Source organism: Mesorhizobium silamurunense (assembly GCF_014843825.1).
In the GTDB taxonomy this organism is placed as follows: domain Bacteria; phylum Pseudomonadota; class Alphaproteobacteria; order Rhizobiales; family Rhizobiaceae; genus Mesorhizobium; species Mesorhizobium silamurunense.
Window position 1 is genome coordinate 1 of the sequence record NZ_JHQR01000261.1, and the last position, 16,665, is coordinate 16,665.

The window sequence follows — 16,665 nt, forward strand, 5'->3', positions numbered from 1 at the left end:
GCTGGCAAGCCGGGTCGGCGTGGCGACCGATATAGGCGGCGCGCCGCTGATCCTGGTCTCGATGCTGTCCGCCCATACCGGCGCCATTCTGGCCGACCCGCGCTGCTCGCTGCTCGTCGGCGAACCCGGCAAGGGCGATCCGCTCGCCCATCCGCGCATCACGCTTGTATGCCAGGCGCTGCGGTTGGAGCGCGGATCGGCCGATCACGGCCGCGCCGAACGGCGCTATCTCAACCGCAATCCGAAGGCGAAGCTCTATGCCGGGCTTGGCGACTTCTCGATATTCCGGCTCGAGCCCGAGCGCGCCAGTCTGAACGGCGGCTTCGGCAAAGCCTATCTTCTGGATCGCGCCGACCTGATCACGGTCGGGCCGGTCGTCGAGGAGCTGGCGGCCAGCGAACAGTCGGCGCTGGACCACATGAACGCCGACCATCGCGATGCGCTTGGCATCTATGCGCGCCATTTCGGCCGGGCAGAGGGCGATGGCTGGATCGCCACAGGCTTCGATCCGGACGGCATGGATCTGGCTTCTGCGGACGCCACCTGCAGGGTCTTCTTCCCGCGGCCTTTGGGCGCTGCCCGCGAGTTGCGGTCCGTGCTCGTCGAGATGGCAAAGACCGGAGGCGCCACCGGCCAGGCACAGTAGCGAAAGTTAATCGTCCCAGATCGAAAGCAACTCTTGAGATTTAGATAAAATGATCTACCTTTTGTTGCAGCGCTGATTCAGCGGCGCCTCCTGACCTGAACATCGTGGAAATCAGCCGCCATTGCCCCCATGGCAGCTGGATGAGCCAGAAAACATGGGGGATCTATGATCTCGAGCAAGCTAGTCGCCAACGCCGAATCGGCTGCCGCGTTTCTGACGCTCATGGGCAATGAAAAGCGGCTGCTGATCGTCAGTTATCTGATCGACGGCGAAATGTCGGTCGGTGCCATCGCCGAGAAAGTTCAGTTGAGCCAGTCCGCTCTGTCGCAGCATCTGGCCAAGCTGAGAGCGCTCGATATCGTCGAGACGCGTCGCGATCGCCAGATGATCTACTATTCCTGCAAGTCCGACGCGGTGCGCGAGCTACTTCGCATGCTGGAAGGCATTTTCGGCGACGGCGACCTGTCCCAAATGGCCTACAGGATGCGCCGCGCCGGGACTTGACCCGCGCTCTCCAAAGCCCCTACCTCGCTGACGATCGTTCGCCAGCGAGATTTTCTATGAAGCTCATTCCCATCGACGACCCGCAAGATCCGCGTGTCGCCGGCTATCTCGACATCCGCGAGCGCGATCTCGTCGGCCGCCACGGGCGCTTCGTCGCGGAAGGCAAGGTGGTGCTGGATCTTCTGTTGTCGAACGCACGCTTCGCCGCGGAATCGGCTCTCATTCTGGAAAACAGGCTGGCGGGCCTCGAAGGCGTCTTGCGAAAGGCGCCGGCCGACTTCCCCGTCTATGTCGCCGGCGGCGAAGTCATGGACGGGATCGCCGGCTTCCACATGCATCGCGGCGTATTGGCGATCGGCGTTCGGGGCTCTCCTCGACCGGCGGAGGCGCTTCTCGAAACCTTGCCCGCAAGCGCGCTGGTCGTGGTTCTGGTCGGCATATCCAATCACGACAATATGGGCTCGATCTTCCGCAACGCCGCGGCCTTTGGCGCCGACGCCGTGCTTCTGGATTCCACCTGCTGCGATCCGCTTTACCGCAAGGCGATCCGTGTTTCGGTCGGCGCGGTGTTGAATGTTCCCTTCGGCTCCTTCGGCGACACCCCAAGCTTGACCGCAACGCTTGACCGGCTGGGCTTCAGCCAACTCGCGCTCTCGCCGCGCGGCGAGACCGACATCCGCGCCGCGGAAAGAACGTCTCGGCTGGCGCTCTATCTCGGCACGGAAGGCGAAGGCCTGCCCGAAGCCCTGCTCAACCGTTTGCGGACCGTACGGATCGACATGGCGGAGGGTTTCGACAGCCTGAACGTTGCAGCCGCCTCGGCCATCGCCCTGCATCACTTCTCAAACCGATAGCCGCCCGCGCCGCATGGCTGACTGCCCGCACTCGGATCAGTTGGTGGAGTTGGCCTTCTGCAGGGCCCTTACGCGGTCCGCGAGGCTGGTGCCGCGCTCGCCGATATCTTGCCGCCCGTCGCGAGGGGTCGCCAGGGCCTTGGCGATCGGCGAATCCGGCCCGTCCAGCCTCATCGTCAGATTGACGACCTCGGCCGCCAGCTCGTTCATTTGGTCGCGAAGCGCCGCACCGGCGCGCCGTGCATCGCCCGCCTGTTCGGGCTTTGCCGTTTCGAGTACGGCAAGATCGGTCTTGAGCCGCTTGTTTTCCCGCGCAAGCGCCGTCAGCCTCGCCTCCAGCCGCTCGCGATCGCCTTCGAGCTTGGCGATGGCCTTGTCGATGCCACCGCCTTCGTCGGCCTGGCGCGCTCCGCCGTTTGCGGCGTGAACCTGGCTTGGGCGTTCACGCATCCGGGCAAGCTCCTTCTCGCGTCTGTCGAGCTTTTCCTCGCGATCGGCAAGGGTCGCGAGCAGTCGCTCGACCTTCTTGTCCAGCTCGGTTGCTCGCTTCTTCTCCGCCTTGAGCGTGTCTCTGGCGGCTTTGCTTTCCGCGGCGAGTTCCTGATTGCGCCGGTCCGCTTCCTTGCGCTGGCTGCGCAGCACCGCAATGTCGTTGGCGAGCTTGTCCAGCTCCGATTCGCGGGCCACGAGTTCGATCTGGCGGTTCGAGGAAGAGAAGCTGGCGTCGTCATACATCTGCTCCAGCTTTTGCAGCTCCAGCGCGCGCTTCTCCAGGGAGCGCTCCGTCTGCGCCAGCTTTTCCGACAGCTTGTGCAGTTCTTCCTCGCGCTGCCTGAGCTCCGCGTTCTTGGCCTGCAGATCGGAAAGCGCCTGGTTCTTGTCCTTCGTCTCTACCGCCAATCCCTTCAGGGCTTCACTGCCGCGGCCGATCTCGACCAGTTGCTCGGCCACCTTCTCCTTGAGGCTCTTGATGTTCATCTCGAGCCGGCGCGTGTTCATGGCGAACTCGGCGCGGACCCGGTCCTTCTCGGCCAGGATCTCGGCAGGCGTCAGCGGCATCGAGGCCTCGAGGCGCCTGCGCGTCAGGACGACGGCCCGCCGCCAGACGGCCGGCGCAATCAGCGACACCAGAAAGACGGCGCAGAGGAAGCCGAGTGCGAAGAACAGGATCGACTGGACCAAGGTGGACTATTCCGTATGCGAGGCGGCAACCCGCCAATGCCCGACTGTGCCACCTTGGCATGGCGGAAATCCAGCGCCGCGGCAAGAGCATGCCGCGGTGCGATCGGTCTTATCCGGGCGGTTGTGACAATCCTGTCCGGTCAGAACGGATTCCAGGTTGCCCGTTCCGTAAGCTTCAGATAGCCGAGATTGACGCCGAGCCGGGCGCCGACGCCGGTGCGGATCGGGACGATGAGCACCCTGTCGCTCTGCAGCACGTTGAAGCCGACGCCCGCCACGACATAGGCGGAGCCGGCAACGCCGCCGAAGCGGTTGTAGAGGCTGCTGATGTCGTCGAGATTGTAGACCAGCATCATCACGCGCGAGCCTTCACCGCCGAAATCCCAGCCGAGCGACGGGCCCTGCCAGAACACCTTATGGTCGCCGGCGTTCTTGGTGTAGAGCGTGCCCTCGCCATAGGTCAGGCCGCCGATCAGCGCGCCGGATCCTTCCTCGCCGAGCAGGTAGCCGTTGGGCAGGCCGTAGGACGCAAAGATCTTTTCGACCACGGTGGCGAGACCGCCGGACGTGGCGCCGAAGAACTTGTGGCCGGAATCGATGATCTCCTGCGCGGTGTATTCCTGGGCCCGCGACGCGGAGGTTGAGAGGATGACAGCACCCATAAGGGCGATCGTCATGGTGAGGACGCGGACGAATGTCCGGTCATAGAATCGGGAAAACATGCTTCCAATCTCCGTCAGGGAGCACTTTCGCCGACGCCTCGTACCCCTACGGCTCTTAGCGGCCGTTTCGAGATGACTATCACTGGCAAACTATGCCGTAATCCTTTTTCAACCATTAAGCTGGCGCAGGAAGATGGCGGTTCGAAGGCTGGCGGCCCGACACGGTCTCCATAAGCTTCGTTTTCCCGGCGTGAACGTTCCATTTTCGCCGTCCGTGGCCGCGGATTTGTTGATGGATGGGCGGGCGCTGTGTATTCAGAAGGCCTTGGAAAAGAGCGTGATTCGCGTGGCGGCGCGAAAACGCTCGGCCATGAATATGTGAACCAGCAGGGATTTCTCCGATGGCCGAGCTCTTCACCCTCTCCGCTCCCGATCTGGCTGCGCTTCTGTGCAGCCGCGTGTGCCATGACATCATTTCGCCGGTCGGCGCCATAAACAACGGTCTCGAACTGCTCGACGAAGGCGGCGCCGACGAAGACGCCATGAAACTGATTCGCCAGAGCGCCAGGAACGCTTCGGCGCGGCTGCAGTTTGCCCGCATCGCCTTCGGCGCCGCCGGCTCGGCCGGTATGATGATCGACACCGGCGACGCCGAGGCCGTGGCCATCGCCTTCTTGAAGAACGAGAAGCCGGAGTTGGTCTGGAACGGCGCCCGCGCGCTGCTGCCCAAGAACAAGGTCAAGCTGCTGCTCAACCTCATTCTCGTCGCCAACGCGGCCATACCGCGCGGCGGCAAGCTGGTGATCACGCTGGAGAACCTGGAGACCGAGCCGCGTTTTTCGCTGTCGGCCGCCGGTCCGATGCTGCGCGTGCCGCCGAAATTCCTCGAGCTGCATTCCGGCCACAAGCCCGAGGAGCCGATCGACGCCCATTCGGTCCAGCCCTACTACACGCTGCTTCTGGCGCGTGAAGCCAACATGACGATCTCGATCCATGCGACCGCCGACGAGATCGTGTTGTCGGCGGTCTGAGGCAACGGCCAAGAACAGGCCAAGTATTTATTGCGCTGATGTCGTCGCTTGCAGCGCAAGCAAAGCAACGTCTGCTGTTGCCGGCGTGCCGGCTTGACGGTAAAAAACCGCGCAAGTGCCTCTTTGGAAAAACTTTACCTAACGGCTTTTCGGCTTCTTTACCAGATTGCCCTATGGTGCCCCGAGGTTACCGGAGGTTGCCGGTTCGGCAGATGGCAAAGAGGACCCGGAAATGAAGCGCTGCCTGTTCGTGGACGATTCGAGCGTCATCAGGAAGGTCGCAAAGCGTATCCTTGGCGGCTCGGACATCGTGGTCATCGAAGCGGCCACCGGGCTTGATGCCATCGAGATCTGCTCCGGCAATATGCCCGATGTCGTCGTCGTCGACGGCGGCTTGGCGGACATGCAGGTCGCGGATCTCATTCGCCGCATCCGCGGCATAGACGCTGCGGTCAAGCCACAGATCCTGGTGTCGCTGATCGAAGTCGATGTCGGCGCGATCATGCGTGCGAAACGGGCCGGCGCCCAGGGCTATCTTCTGAAGCCGTTCAATCGGGCGCAATTGCTCGAGAGCTTCCGCGTCCTGAAGATCGCCGCCTGATCTCGTAGGTTTTCGCGCATGAAAAACCCGGCCGGAGCCGGGTTTTTTTGAATTTCCTGGCCTTAGCTCAGGCGCTGACGCGGATGTCTTCCGGCTCGCGCAGCACGTAGCCGCGGCCCCACACGGTCTCGATGTAGTTCTGGCCGCCGGACGCCGCGTCGAGCTTCTTGCGCAGCTTGCAGATGAAGACGTCGATGATCTTCAGTTCCGGCTCGTCCATGCCGCCATAGAGGTGGTTCAGGAACATCTCCTTGGTCAGTGTCGTGCCCTTGCGCAGCGAGAGCAGCTCCAGCATCTGGTATTCCTTGCCGGTCAGGTGCACGCGCTGGCCGCCGACCTCGACGGTCTTGGCATCGAGATTGACCACCAGGTCGCCAGTGGTGATGACCGACTGGGCATGGCCCTTGGAGCGGCGCACGATGGCGTGGATGCGCGCCACCAGCTCGTCCTTGTGGAAAGGCTTCGTCATATAGTCGTCGGCGCCGAAACCGAGGCCGCGCACCTTGTCCTCGATGCCGGCCATGCCGGAGAGGATCAAGATCGGCGTCTTGACCTTGGAGAGGCGAAGCGTGCGCAGCACCTCGTAGCCCGACATGTCGGGAAGATTGAGATCGAGAAGGATGATGTCGTAGTCGTAGAGCTTGCCGAGATCGACCCCTTCTTCGCCGAGATCGGTCGTATAGACGTTGAAGCTTTCCGATTTCAGCATCAGCTCGATGCTTTGTGCGGTTGCACTGTCGTCTTCAATCAGCAGAACACGCATTTCATTCCCCTTTTCTGCTGCCGGACCCTGTCACGGCCCGTCCGGGACCCGGAGCAGTGATTGCCTGAACAGAGGGTGCCACCGACTGGTTAACAAATCCTAATTTCGTGTCGGTCACGATATCAGAATTTTTAACCCCTTTCTACACCCACTTGAATCTAATAACGAATCATAGACCCAAATCGCTCATGTACCACATTAATAAGCCAGTCTAAGTGACTCCAGAGACTCGCAGGCCGCGCTTCCCGCCGCTGCCGGAATTTTTACCCGGCCTTAAGTCCTCGCCCGTATGATTAACAATGCCCGTAAACGAATGGTTACCGCCGGCAAAAATCTTTAGGGCTTTGTTTCCCATAGAATGGGGAAAGCCGGGGGAAACGGGCGACGCTTGGGCCTTTCGGGGCCGATGGGACGATAAGCAGGTGTGCGTTTGCGGAGTACCGAGTCATGAAGTCACGTGAAAACCTCGTTCGGCTGAAGCAGTTTCAGGTGAATGAGAAGCGGCGCCAGCTGTTGCAGCTGGACATGATGATCGCCGAGTTCGAACGCATGGCCGTCGAATTGGAGGCGCAGATCGTCGCCGAAGAGAAAAAAGCCGGCATCACCGACATTAATCATTTTGCCTATCCGACCTTCGCCAAGGCGGCACGCCTGCGCCGCGACAACCTCAGGAACTCGCAGAGCGACCTTGCCCAGCAGCGAACCATAGCCGAATCATTACTCGGCGAAGCTGAAGCGGAGCTTTCCAAGGCCGAGATGCTGGAATCGCGCGACAGCAAGATCCGCGACGCGGAAGTGGGCGGCCGCAGCGCCATGATCGGCTGAGCCCGGCGCGCTTTGCCGCTATCGCCGGGATCCTCCGGCATCGCCTTAAGGGCCAGTTCCTGCCCGCGCTCCTACGTCAAGGCAGCATTGCCATATCGCCCTGATGGTTCGCCGATGCCCTGGCACGGGCATCCTTGATGTCGTGCGCATGCTCTTCCGCCCAGGAGCGGATCTGGTTGAGCAGTCCCGCAAGATTCTGGCCAAGCTCGGTCAGCTCATACTCGACCCGCGGCGGGATGACCGGGAACACTTCGCGCCGGACAAGGCCGTCGCGCTCCAGCACACGCAACGTCTGGGTCAGCATTTTCGGCGTGATGCCTTCCAGCTTGCGCGCCAGCTCGCCATTGCGCATGCGGCCGCGCCGCAGCGCGCAAACGATCAGGTAAACCCATTTGCTGGCCAGCATCTCGAGCACGGTATGCGATGGGCAGGTGCGCCGGAACGCGTCGTAACCGAAGGGAGCGTTTTTACTATCCATAAGGTACCTATATATCGTAAAGGTGCATACTGGACAAGATAATTATTACTATCCAGATGATAGCGGCATGCCAATCGAAAAGGAGGCTTCCATGCGTGCCGTTATCCAGTACTCCGTCGGTGGACCCGACGTCCTTTTTGTTGCGGAGCGACCTGATCCGTCGCCCAAGCCCGGTGAGGTGCTGGTTCGCGTCAAGGCGGCCGGCATCAACCCTGTCGACGGCGCCGTGCGCGGCGGCTTTTACCCGCTGCTCGGCGAGCCGCCCTTCATTCTCGGCTGGGATATTTCCGGAACCGTCGAGGCGGTGGGCGCCGGCGTCACCGCCTTCAAGGTCGGCGACGAGGTGTTCGGCATGCCGCGCTTTCCCAAACAGGCCGGAGCCTATGCCGAGCTCGCGGCCGCCCCGGCGGACGAGATCGCCGTCAAGCCTGGCGGCATCGATAATGCCCATGCGGCGGCGCTGCCGCTCGCCGGCCTCACCGCCTGGCAAGGCCTTGTCCGGCTCGGCCGTCTGCAATCCGGCCAGCGAGCGCTGATCCATGCCGGCGCCGGCGGCGTCGGCCATCTGGCGGTGCAGATCGCCAAGGCGCTGGGCACCTATGTCGTCTCGACCGCCAGTCCGGACAAGCTCGATTTCGTTCGCGCGCTCAGCGCCGATGAGGTGATCGACTATACCAAGGAGGATTTCACCGGGAGGGCCGGCGACTTCGACCTGGTGCTGGAGACGGTCGGCGGCGACCACGCCGACGAATCGCTGAGGGCGCTGCGCGACGGTGGCGTCTTGGTGTCGCTGCTAAACGTTCATGATGCCACCAGGGCCAAAGCCAGCGCGCGCGGCATTCGCGTCGAACGCATGTCGGTGGTGCCCGATCGCGAGGGCCTCGTCGAGCTGGCCAAGCTGGTCGATGCGAAAAAGCTGTCGGCTCATGTGGCGAAGGCTTTCCCGCTCGATCAGGCGGGCGCCGCCCATGCCTTCCTTACAACCCGGCCGATCGGCAAGGTCGTGCTGACAGTCTGAGTGGAAGGTCTCTCCGAAAACTGAAAGGGCGCGGAATTCCGCGCCCTTTCAGTCTCGACAGTCGGAGTCTAGTGACGGTATTGCTGGATGCGCGTCGTGCGCAGCCCGGCAAGGCCATATTCGTCGATCGATGCCTGCCAGGAGAGAAATTCCTCGGTTGTGAGCTTGTAGCGCTGGCAGGCTTCGTCGAGGCTGAGCAGTCCGCCGCGCACCGCAGCGACCACTTCCGCCTTGCGCCGGATAACCCAGCGCCGTGTATTCGTCGGCGGCAGATCGGCTATCGTAAGAGGGCTGCCGTCAGGCCCGATAACATATTTGACTCTAGGTCTAACCAGATCGGTCATCGTACTCTCTACTAAAAACTCAAAGACCCAATCCCCGCCACAGTACCGCCACAGCTTTAAAAATTGCCTAAGCGAACCCTAATGACTAGGTAAGGATCGTGAACGTCGCGTTAGGGTTTTGTTCGGCATTTGAGCCAATCGCGGTCCTCGCCCTGATTTTGCCGGGAAAAATCGCCGAGAAAATCGCTTGAGGAGGCAAGCTGGCGCAGCCGGGGCGCTTGACCTATATTCCGGCCATTGGCAGCCAGCGCCACGCAGATTGAAAGAACCATGAACAGCCTCGACCTTCCCGGACGCCCAGAAAACACCCGCGTCGTCGTCGCCATGTCGGGCGGCGTCGATTCGTCGGTCGTTGCCGGTATCCTGAAGCGCGAAGGCTATGATGTCGTCGGCGTCACCCTGCAGCTCTACGACCATGGCGCGGCGACGCACCGGGCAGGTTCCTGCTGCGCCGGCCAGGACATCGACGATGCCCGCCGCGTCTCCGAGACGCTCGGCATTCCGCATTACGTGCTCGACTATGAAGAGCGCTTCCGCAAGGCGGTCATCGATCCCTTCGCCGAGAGCTATGTCGCCGGTGAGACGCCGATCCCTTGCGTGTCCTGCAACCAGACGGTGAAGTTCGCCGACCTTTTGGCCACCGCGCAGGATCTCGGCGCCGACGCTTTAGCCACCGGCCACTACATCCGCTCGCGCGCCAATGGCGCGCATCGCGCGCTCTACCGGCCGGTCGATGCAGATCGCGACCAGAGCTATTTCCTGTTCGCCACCACGCAGGCGCAGATCGACTATCTGCGTTTCCCGCTCGGCGGTCTCTCCAAGCCGCAGGTGCGAACGATTGCCGAAGAGATGGGGCTGACGGTGGCTGCCAAGCAGGACAGCCAGGACATCTGCTTCGTGCCGCAGGGCAAGTATTCCGACATCATCGCCAAGCTGAAGCCGGCGGCTGCCAACCCTGGCGACATCGTCCATATCGACGGCCGCGTGCTCGGCCGCCATGAAGGCATCCTGCGCTATACGATCGGCCAGCGCCGGGGCATCGGCATCGCCTCCGGCGAGCCGCTCTATGTCGTTCATCTCGACGCCGATCGCGCCCGCGTCATTGTCGGCCCGCGCGAGGCGCTGGAGACGCACAAGATCTACCTGCGCGCCATGAACTGGCTCGGCGACGGCCCGCTCTCCGACGTTCCGGACGGCGGGATCGAGCTTTTCGCAAAAGTCCGTTCGACCAGGCCGCCGCGCCCGGCCGTGCTGCGTCATCGCGACGGCGTGACGTCTGTCGAGCTGGTCGACGGCGAATCCGGCATCGCGCCCGGACAGGCCTGCGTGCTCTATTCCGACGACGGCAATGAGGCGCGTGTGTTCGGCGGCGGCTTCATCGAGCGCTCCGAGCGCGGTGCAGAGGCCGAGGCGATGCTTTCCAGGCTTGCGGCGCGGCCCGCGCACATCCCCGCCGAGTAACTAGCGTCCGTCGACCGGGCGCTTCAGCCCAGGATTTGTCTTGCGAATGGCTCAGGCAGCCGAGCCGCTATGCGTCACCGTTCCCGCCGTGAGAATGCGCAGCACCCGGATCGCTTCCTCGCCATCAGTGCGCGGTTCGGCGCGCGTTTCGATGCACTGCATGAAATGCGCGAGCTCGCGCGTCAGCGGCATGCCTTCGCCGACCGCCACGTAAGAAGGCTCGTTGGCGGTGAAGGCCCACTGACCGCTGTCCTGCCAGACCGCATGCCGGTAGACGGCAAGCTTGCGCTCCCAGGGCTCGACATCGTCGAACACCGCCATCGCCTTGGTGCCCACCACGGTGAGCCGGCGCTCGCGATAGGGGTTGAGCCGCGAGGCGAAGAGATGGCTGCGCACGCCGTTGGGAAAGCGCATGTGCAGATGCGCGAAGTCGCTGAGATTGTCGAGCAGCGCCGCGCCCTCGCCCCTGACTTCGATCGGCTCGGTGCCGGTGATGGCGAGGATCATTGAGAGGTCATGCGGCGCCAGGTCCCAGAGCGCGTCGTTCTCGGTGTGGAACTTGCCGAGGCCGAGCCGGTGCGAGTGGATGTAGCGCACTTCGCCGAGCTCGCCGTTGTCGATCAGCGCCTTCAGCGTCTCGAAAGCGGGATGGAAGCGCAGCACGTGGCCGACCATGAAGACGCGGCTGTTCTTCCTTGCCGCCTGCACCGAGCGCTCGGCGCCCGCGACAGTCAGCGCGATCGGCTTCTCCACCAGCACGTCCTTGCCGCTCTCGACGGCGCGCACCGCCGTGTCGGCATGGAATTGCGGCGGCAGCGCCATGACGATGGCGTCGATATCGGCGCGTTCGAAGAGCCGGTCCGGCTCTATCGCCAGGCAATCCTGCTCGCTGGCGAACCCTTCGGCACGGGCGCGGTTGACGTCTGAAACGGCATGGAGCGCGCCGAGCGCCTTGAGGGTGCGGATGTGGTTGCTGCCCCAGTATCCGCAACCGAGGACGGCGATGCGCAGCTTCATTCGTTCAAACTCTAGAATTTCATGGCCGAGACATAGCGACGTGCCCCGTCGAACTCAACCCCGATGCATGCGCTTCAGCGTCTGCCCGGCAAAGCTTTTCTGGGATGAGATTATGCTGATGCGTCCGGCTTGACAGCTTTGCCCTGCCAACCTTATATCCGCGCGACCTCGGCGAACGCCTCGAACTGCCCACGATCCGTGCGGTTCTTCGAGCCTCTTCGCCGCTCCTGGCGGAGTAGCTCAGTTGGTTAGAGCACGGGAATCATAATCCTGGGGTCGGGGGTTCAAGTCCCTCCTCCGCTACCATATAATAAAATCAATAACTTAGCTGAAGCCATTGGGCGCTGCCGCTACCCCGGCGCCTTGGCAACCCCAGCGCGCGTCGAACGACCACAATGGGCCGCTTGCGCAACGTCCGCTTTCGGGAATTGGCGAGAGAACCGACCTTTGCATCCAACGTAGTGCCGACCTCCTGTCGGAAGCGGACACCCTGCATTTGCTTCCCGAGACTCGCGGAACAATTCCAAGGAGACCAAGGAGAACTGCACAGGTCTGCTTCACCCCAGTCCAGGGCCGACCCAAGCGGGGACCATCGCGCGGCATTGCTGCGGAGAAAATCTGTTGAAAGCTCTGAAACACTTCGCAAAGTGCGAGGCGGACATGAAGCCGCAGGCGATGGCGATGTCGATGATCGGCATCCGCGTGCCTTCTATCAGCCGCTTGGCGTGGTCGACCCTGATCCGCAGATAATGGCGCACCGGCGGCTGTCCTATGTGAGTGGCAAACAGCCGTTCGAGCTGCCGGCGGGAAATTCCGCCCCGCTGCGCCACCTCGTCCATGGAAAGCGGGAATTCCACATTCTCCTCCATGACCCGCATCGCTAGCACCAGCTTGTCGCTCACGCCCGCAAACGCCAGACCCGACGGGCCCGTCTGCCGGTTCGAGCCGGAGCGCTGGCCCTCGACCGTCGCATGGCGGCAGACCTCCTGCGCAACAAAGCCGCCGGTATGGCTGCCGATGAGATCCACCGCGAGATCGAACGCCGCCAGTTCGCCGGCGCAGGTCGGATACTGGCCATCCTTGACGAAGAGGGAGTCGCGGATGCGCGGCTTGTGAAACACTTCGGAAAACGCCGCGAGCCGCGACCAGTGGATCGTGCAGCGTGTGCCCGCCAGAAGGCCGGTCAGGGCAAGCAGCCAGGTTGCCGTGCCAACCGCCGAGATCGGCACTCCGCGCCGGGCGACGACCCGCAGGAAAGCATTGAGCTGAGGCGTCAGCTGCTTTTCCACCGGTTCACCGGCGATAATGGCGAGTTGATCGGCTCTGCGGTCGCCAATGCCGGCCACGAGCTCGTCCATCGAAGCATTGACCGCGACCGAAAGCCCGTTTGCCCCCTCGACGGGTTGCCTGCTCGTTCCTACGATTTGCCAGCAAAACAGCGGCAACCGGGAGACCGCATTGGCGATGCGGAACGGCTCGATATAGGCGTGAAGCGCGAGGTGGGAAAAACCGGGCAACACCAACACCGCGACGTCAAACGGGCGGAGGGCGGCCGTCGTCTCCGGCGTGGTCAGCGCCTTCATTGCGCTGATGTTGGCGGGCGCGTTCATCAGGTCCCGTATGTGGCCACCGGCTTGCCGAACATGCCGGGTTCCGGTTTCACGCCCAGCCCAGGCCGCTGCGGCACGGCGATATGACCCTTTTCGATAACGACCGGGTTCTTCGCGTCGAAATGCCCTTCGATATATTCCTGCGCGATCCATGCGCCTTCCATGCGGCGCGGCTCGACCGTAGCGGCTAGATGGACACACGCCGCAGCGATGATGTCGCCGCCCCAGGCGTCGTCGCAGCTGTGCGGCAAGGAGCGAATGGCGCAAAGATCGCGCACGGTCGTCATCTTGGTGAGACCGCCGAGGCGTGTCACCTTGAAGCCGAAGCCGTCCGCGATGCCCAGCGAAATCGCCCTCAGGACCGCGTTCTGGTCCTCGGTATTTTCGTCCAGATACACCGGATGCGTCACCCTGCCTTTCAGCGTGGCGACCTCGTCCATGGTGTTGCAGGGCTGCTCGAAAACGAAAGGGACGGCCTGGCAAAGCCGGTCGAGATGGATAGCGGAGGCGACCGTCAGGCCTCGGTTGCCGTCGACCGCGATGCGCGCCTTGTAGCCCACCGCCTCCCAAACCTTGTGGACGGTCGCCACATCCTCCTCGAGGTTGCGGCCGCCGATCTTCACCTGAAGACGTGGATAGCCGGCCTTCACCTTGTCGGCCGCGATGCGGGCGGTCTCCTCCGGCGAACCGACGATCAGCGAGTAGTAGGCAGGCACGCGGTCGGTCAAAGCACCGCCCAGCAGCGTCGAGACCGGCACGCCGAGCTTCTGGCCAAGGAGGTCGAGAAAGGCCATGTCGAACGCGGCCTTGGCATAGCCGTGCCCGTTCAGGCGCTCGTCCATCCGTTTCGCCAGAAGCCTGATCGAGGCGATCTCTGACCCGATGAGGCCCGGGGCGATTTCGGCGATCGCGGCACGGGCGCCCAATGCATGGTGCGGCTGGTAAACCGGGCCGATCGGGCAGGTCTCGCCCCAGCCGGTGAGCCCGTCATTGGTGACGATCTCGACAAGCGTGCTGTCCAGCGACTCCACGTTGTCGCTCGCCATGCGATAGATGCCGCCCTTCACCGGCAGCTCGGTCGTATAGATGTTGATCCTTTCAATGCGCATGACGGTCTCAGTATTCCTCGTTCAATGCATCGACCGCGGGGATCTCGCGCGAGCGCCGGTCGATATAGGCGGGCAGCTCCTCATCTTTCGCAATATCGAGCCTGGGCTCTTCATACTCTGCCAGCAGCCGGCGCGCATGCTCCAGCGCGCGTTGCTTGATGTCCTTGGCGCCGTCCGCGTACCACTGCTCGATCGAGTTGTTGTCGAACAGTTTTGGGATGAAGAACGCTCGTTCGAAGTTGGCCTGCGTATGCGGATGACCGAGATAGTGACCGCCCGGCCCGACGTCGCGCACCGCGGCCAGGGCCTCGTCGAAATCGTCCCACTGGATGCCTTGCGTCATGCGATAGCCCATGGCGCAGACCTCGGCGTCGACCACGAACTTGGCGATCGAGCAATGCATGCCGGCTTCGTTCCAGCCCGCCGAATGCCAGATGTAGTTGGCGCCCGACATCAGCACGGCCATCATGGTCATCGCGCTCTCATAGCCGGCCTGCGCATCGAAGACCTTGGCGCCGCCGAGCAGGTTCGACGTTCGCCACGGCACGTTGTAGCGGCGCGCCATCTGCCCGATCATGAAGTTCATGAGCGAGATTTCCGGCGTGCCCGCCATCGGCGCGCCCGACTGCATCGAGACGGTCGAGAGATAGTGTCCGTAGATCGCCGGGCAGCCCTTGCGCACCACCTGAGTATAGGCGAGCGCGGAAAGCGCCTCGGCGTTGAGCTGCGCCACTGCCGCCGCGGTCGAAGCCGGCGTGTTGGCGCCGCCGAGAACGAAGGGCGAGCATAGCACCGGCTGGTTGCGCCGGCAGAAGGCGCGCATGGCGCCCAGCATCACCTGGTCCCAGACCAGCGGTGAATTGCCGTTGCAATTGCCGGTCGTCACCGCATGCGTCTCGAGGAAATCTTCGCCGAACAGGATCTCGCACATGTCGAGCACATCCTCGGCGTTCTTCGGCGAGGTGGGACCTGATCGCCCCCTATCTCGATGAATTGTCGAAAGAGCGGCGCGCTTTGATCGTGGTCCAGGACGACGGAACGCCGGTCGGCACGGTCACCACCAAATCCGTCCTCAAGGCGCTCGCAGCCCATTCTTCCCTCCTTGGTCGCGGCCTCAAGCCAGATCAAACCTCTCGACGGCCCGCATGATGCCGCGCAGTTCGGCGAGGCCCTTCAGCCGGCCGATCAGCGAGTAACCGGGATTGATCCTGGTCTTGCCGATGTCGTCGGCGAGCAGATGTCCGTGATCGGGCCGCATCGGAATGCGCCAGTCGGCGCGGCCCTCCTTCCGACGCCGTGCCTCCTCCCGCATCAGGGCAAGGATGACATGCGCCATGTCGGTGCCGCCCTCGAGATGCTCCGCTTCATAAAAGGAGCCATCATCTTCGATGGTGACGTTGCGCAGATGGACGAAATGGATGCGGCCGGCGAATTCCTTGATCATGGCGACGATGTCGTTGTCGGCGCGCGTGCCGTAGGAGCCAGTGCAGAAAGTCAGGCCGTTGGCCGGGCTGTCGACGGCGTCGAGGATGAAGCGCGCGTCCTCGGCCGTCGAAACGATGCGCGGCAGGCCGTAAAGCGAAAAGGGCGGGTCGTCGGGATGGATGCACATGCGCAACCCTTCCTGTTCGGCGACCGGAATGATCTCGCGCAGGAACCAGGCGAGATTGTCGCGCAATTCCTTTGGTCCGATTGCTTCGTATTCGGCCAAGGCCTCGCGAAAACTGTCACGGTTGTAGCTGCGTTCGGTGGCGGGCAGGCCGGCGATGAGGTTGCGCTCGATCCTGTCGATCTTCTCGTCGCCGAGCTCCTTCAATCGCGCTTCTGCCTCAGCGATGCGCGCGGCGCTGTACCCGGCCTCGGCATTCCCGCGCTTCAGCACGAACAGGTCGTAAGCCGCGAAATCGATCGCGTCGAAGCGCAACGCATAACCCGTCGTCGGAAGGCGGTAAGCCAGATCAGTGCGGGTCCAGTCGACCACGGGCATGAAATTGTAGCAGATCGTCGCGATGCCGGCTTCGGCCAGCGCGCGGATCGTGTCCTTGTAGAAGCCGGCATAGCGGAGCCGTTCCGGCGAGCCGATCTTGATCGAGTTGTGGACGGGAATGCTCTCGACGACCGACCAGGTCAGCCCTGCAGCCTCGATGATCCGCTTGCGTTCCAGGATGTTTTCCAGCGGCCAGGCGCGTCCGTCATAGATGTCGTGCAGGGCCGAGACGACACCGGTCGCCCCCGCCTGCTTGACATGATCGAGTGTCACCGGATCGTCCGGACCATACCAACGCCAGCATTGTTCCATCGCCGCTTTCCTTTTCGAGAAAGCCTGAACTTATTGTTGGACCACAATGCGAGTCAAATTAAATTTCGACGATCGCCGAGCTGGTTTTGCCTGCGGAATATTCGCGCAATTCACTCTGAAGTGCTCTAAACTGGTTGTTTTCTCCAAATCTTACGATATTGTGGTCCAACAATTTAGGAGGATTGATGTCGGAAAACTCCCACGCCGTGCGCGACAATGTCGTCGCCCGCCGCGCCGGCGGCAGCTCGGCGGTCGACGCCG

The 16,665-nt window shown here is 62.8% G+C and carries 19 protein-coding genes and 1 tRNA gene; 9 read left to right on the forward strand and 11 right to left on the reverse strand.

What is annotated here, in order from left to right; genetic code table 11:
- From DH10_RS27190 to DH10_RS27200, 3 genes are all read left to right on the forward strand, one after another.
- Positions 1 to 646, forward strand: a 646-nt coding sequence (locus tag DH10_RS27190) for a HugZ family pyridoxamine 5'-phosphate oxidase (protein ID WP_192385561.1), incomplete at its 5' end; no start/stop codon positions are given.
- A gap of 165 nt (positions 647 to 811) precedes the next feature.
- Positions 812 to 1,150 carry an ArsR/SmtB family transcription factor gene (locus DH10_RS27195; protein ID WP_192254798.1) on the forward strand — a complete coding sequence of 113 codons (339 nt, stop codon included), beginning with the start codon at positions 812 to 814 and terminating at the stop codon, positions 1,148 to 1,150.
- Positions 1,151 to 1,206: 56 nt separating this feature from the next.
- Positions 1,207 to 2,004 (forward strand): TrmH family RNA methyltransferase, encoded by a 798-nt coding sequence (locus DH10_RS27200; protein WP_192254800.1) that lies wholly within the window; start codon positions 1,207 to 1,209, stop codon positions 2,002 to 2,004.
- Between the two features lie 36 nt (positions 2,005 to 2,040).
- Here the strand turns inward: DH10_RS27200 and DH10_RS27205 are convergent, their stop codons facing one another.
- Together DH10_RS27205 and DH10_RS27210 are read right to left on the reverse strand one after the other, a co-directional pair.
- Positions 2,041 to 3,186 (reverse strand): coiled-coil domain-containing protein, encoded by a 1,146-nt coding sequence (locus DH10_RS27205; RefSeq protein WP_192254802.1) that lies wholly within the window; start codon positions 3,184 to 3,186, stop codon positions 2,041 to 2,043.
- A gap of 140 nt (positions 3,187 to 3,326) precedes the next feature.
- Positions 3,327 to 3,863 carry a DUF1134 domain-containing protein gene (locus DH10_RS27210; RefSeq protein WP_246506462.1) on the reverse strand — a complete coding sequence of 179 codons (537 nt, stop codon included), beginning with the start codon at positions 3,861 to 3,863 and terminating at the stop codon, positions 3,327 to 3,329.
- A gap of 386 nt (positions 3,864 to 4,249) precedes the next feature.
- On the opposite strand from DH10_RS27210, the gene chpT reads away from it, so the two are divergent.
- A complete protein-coding gene (gene chpT / locus DH10_RS27215) occupies positions 4,250 to 4,879 on the forward strand; it encodes a histidine phosphotransferase ChpT (RefSeq protein WP_192254806.1) in 630 nt (209 codons plus the stop codon).
- A 232-nt stretch (positions 4,880 to 5,111) separates the two neighbouring features.
- Positions 5,112 to 5,480, forward strand: a complete 369-nt coding sequence (locus tag DH10_RS27220) for a response regulator (RefSeq protein ID WP_192254808.1) — start codon at positions 5,112 to 5,114, stop codon at positions 5,478 to 5,480.
- 67 nt (positions 5,481 to 5,547) lie between these two features.
- Here the strand turns inward: DH10_RS27220 and ctrA are convergent, their stop codons facing one another.
- On the reverse strand, positions 5,548 to 6,243 hold the full coding sequence (ctrA, locus tag DH10_RS27225; RefSeq protein WP_006203583.1) for a response regulator transcription factor CtrA: 696 nt from the start codon (positions 6,241 to 6,243) through the stop codon (positions 5,548 to 5,550).
- A 447-nt stretch (positions 6,244 to 6,690) separates the two neighbouring features.
- Here ctrA and DH10_RS27230 point away from each other — a divergent pair, with 447 nt between their 5' ends.
- Positions 6,691 to 7,068 (forward strand): flagellar export protein FliJ, encoded by a 378-nt coding sequence (locus DH10_RS27230; protein WP_192254810.1) that lies wholly within the window; start codon positions 6,691 to 6,693, stop codon positions 7,066 to 7,068.
- A gap of 76 nt (positions 7,069 to 7,144) precedes the next feature.
- Here the strand turns inward: DH10_RS27230 and DH10_RS27235 are convergent, their stop codons facing one another.
- Entirely contained in the window at positions 7,145 to 7,546 is a 402-nt protein-coding gene (locus DH10_RS27235) for a winged helix-turn-helix transcriptional regulator (RefSeq protein WP_192254812.1), read from the reverse strand.
- A 91-nt stretch (positions 7,547 to 7,637) separates the two neighbouring features.
- On the opposite strand from DH10_RS27235, the gene DH10_RS27240 reads away from it, so the two are divergent.
- Positions 7,638 to 8,564 (forward strand): NADP-dependent oxidoreductase, encoded by a 927-nt coding sequence (locus DH10_RS27240; RefSeq protein ID WP_192254814.1) that lies wholly within the window; start codon positions 7,638 to 7,640, stop codon positions 8,562 to 8,564.
- Between the two features lie 68 nt (positions 8,565 to 8,632).
- Here DH10_RS27240 and sciP read toward each other — a convergent pair whose 3' ends face one another.
- The gene (sciP, locus tag DH10_RS27245) at positions 8,633 to 8,908 is read right to left on the reverse strand and encodes a CtrA inhibitor SciP (RefSeq protein ID WP_013529904.1); all 276 of its coding nucleotides are present in this window, start codon (positions 8,906 to 8,908) and stop codon (positions 8,633 to 8,635) included.
- Between the two features lie 270 nt (positions 8,909 to 9,178).
- Here sciP and mnmA point away from each other — a divergent pair, with 270 nt between their 5' ends.
- The gene (mnmA, locus tag DH10_RS27250) at positions 9,179 to 10,369 is read left to right on the forward strand and encodes a tRNA 2-thiouridine(34) synthase MnmA (RefSeq protein WP_192254816.1); all 1,191 of its coding nucleotides are present in this window, start codon (positions 9,179 to 9,181) and stop codon (positions 10,367 to 10,369) included.
- A gap of 51 nt (positions 10,370 to 10,420) precedes the next feature.
- Here mnmA and DH10_RS27255 read toward each other — a convergent pair whose 3' ends face one another.
- Positions 10,421 to 11,386, reverse strand: a complete 966-nt coding sequence (locus DH10_RS27255) for a Gfo/Idh/MocA family protein (protein WP_192254818.1) — start codon at positions 11,384 to 11,386, stop codon at positions 10,421 to 10,423.
- Positions 11,387 to 11,615: 229 nt separating this feature from the next.
- Between DH10_RS27255 and DH10_RS27260 the strand changes: the two genes are divergently transcribed.
- Positions 11,616 to 11,692: transfer RNA gene (locus DH10_RS27260), tRNA-Met, on the forward strand.
- Between the two features lie 251 nt (positions 11,693 to 11,943).
- Here the strand turns inward: DH10_RS27260 and DH10_RS27265 are convergent.
- The 5 genes from DH10_RS27265 to DH10_RS27285 all read right to left on the reverse strand — a co-directional run.
- Positions 11,944 to 12,996 (reverse strand): GlxA family transcriptional regulator, encoded by a 1,053-nt coding sequence (locus DH10_RS27265; RefSeq protein WP_192385562.1) that lies wholly within the window; start codon positions 12,994 to 12,996, stop codon positions 11,944 to 11,946.
- On the reverse strand, positions 12,996 to 14,105 hold the full coding sequence (locus DH10_RS27270; RefSeq protein ID WP_192254822.1) for a mandelate racemase/muconate lactonizing enzyme family protein: 1,110 nt from the start codon (positions 14,103 to 14,105) through the stop codon (positions 12,996 to 12,998). The genes DH10_RS27265 and DH10_RS27270 overlap by 1 nt, the downstream gene beginning before the upstream one ends.
- Positions 14,106 to 14,112: 7 nt before the next feature.
- Positions 14,113 to 15,099 (reverse strand): trimethylamine methyltransferase family protein, encoded by a 987-nt coding sequence (locus tag DH10_RS27275; protein ID WP_312891321.1) that lies wholly within the window; start codon positions 15,097 to 15,099, stop codon positions 14,113 to 14,115.
- A 120-nt stretch (positions 15,100 to 15,219) separates the two neighbouring features.
- The gene (gene uxuA, locus DH10_RS27280; protein ID WP_192254824.1) at positions 15,220 to 16,404 is read right to left on the reverse strand and encodes a mannonate dehydratase; all 1,185 of its coding nucleotides are present in this window, start codon (positions 16,402 to 16,404) and stop codon (positions 15,220 to 15,222) included.
- Positions 16,405 to 16,462: 58 nt separating this feature from the next.
- The coding region (locus DH10_RS27285; protein ID WP_192385563.1) for a hypothetical protein at positions 16,463 to 16,665 on the reverse strand (203 nt) is incomplete at its 5' end.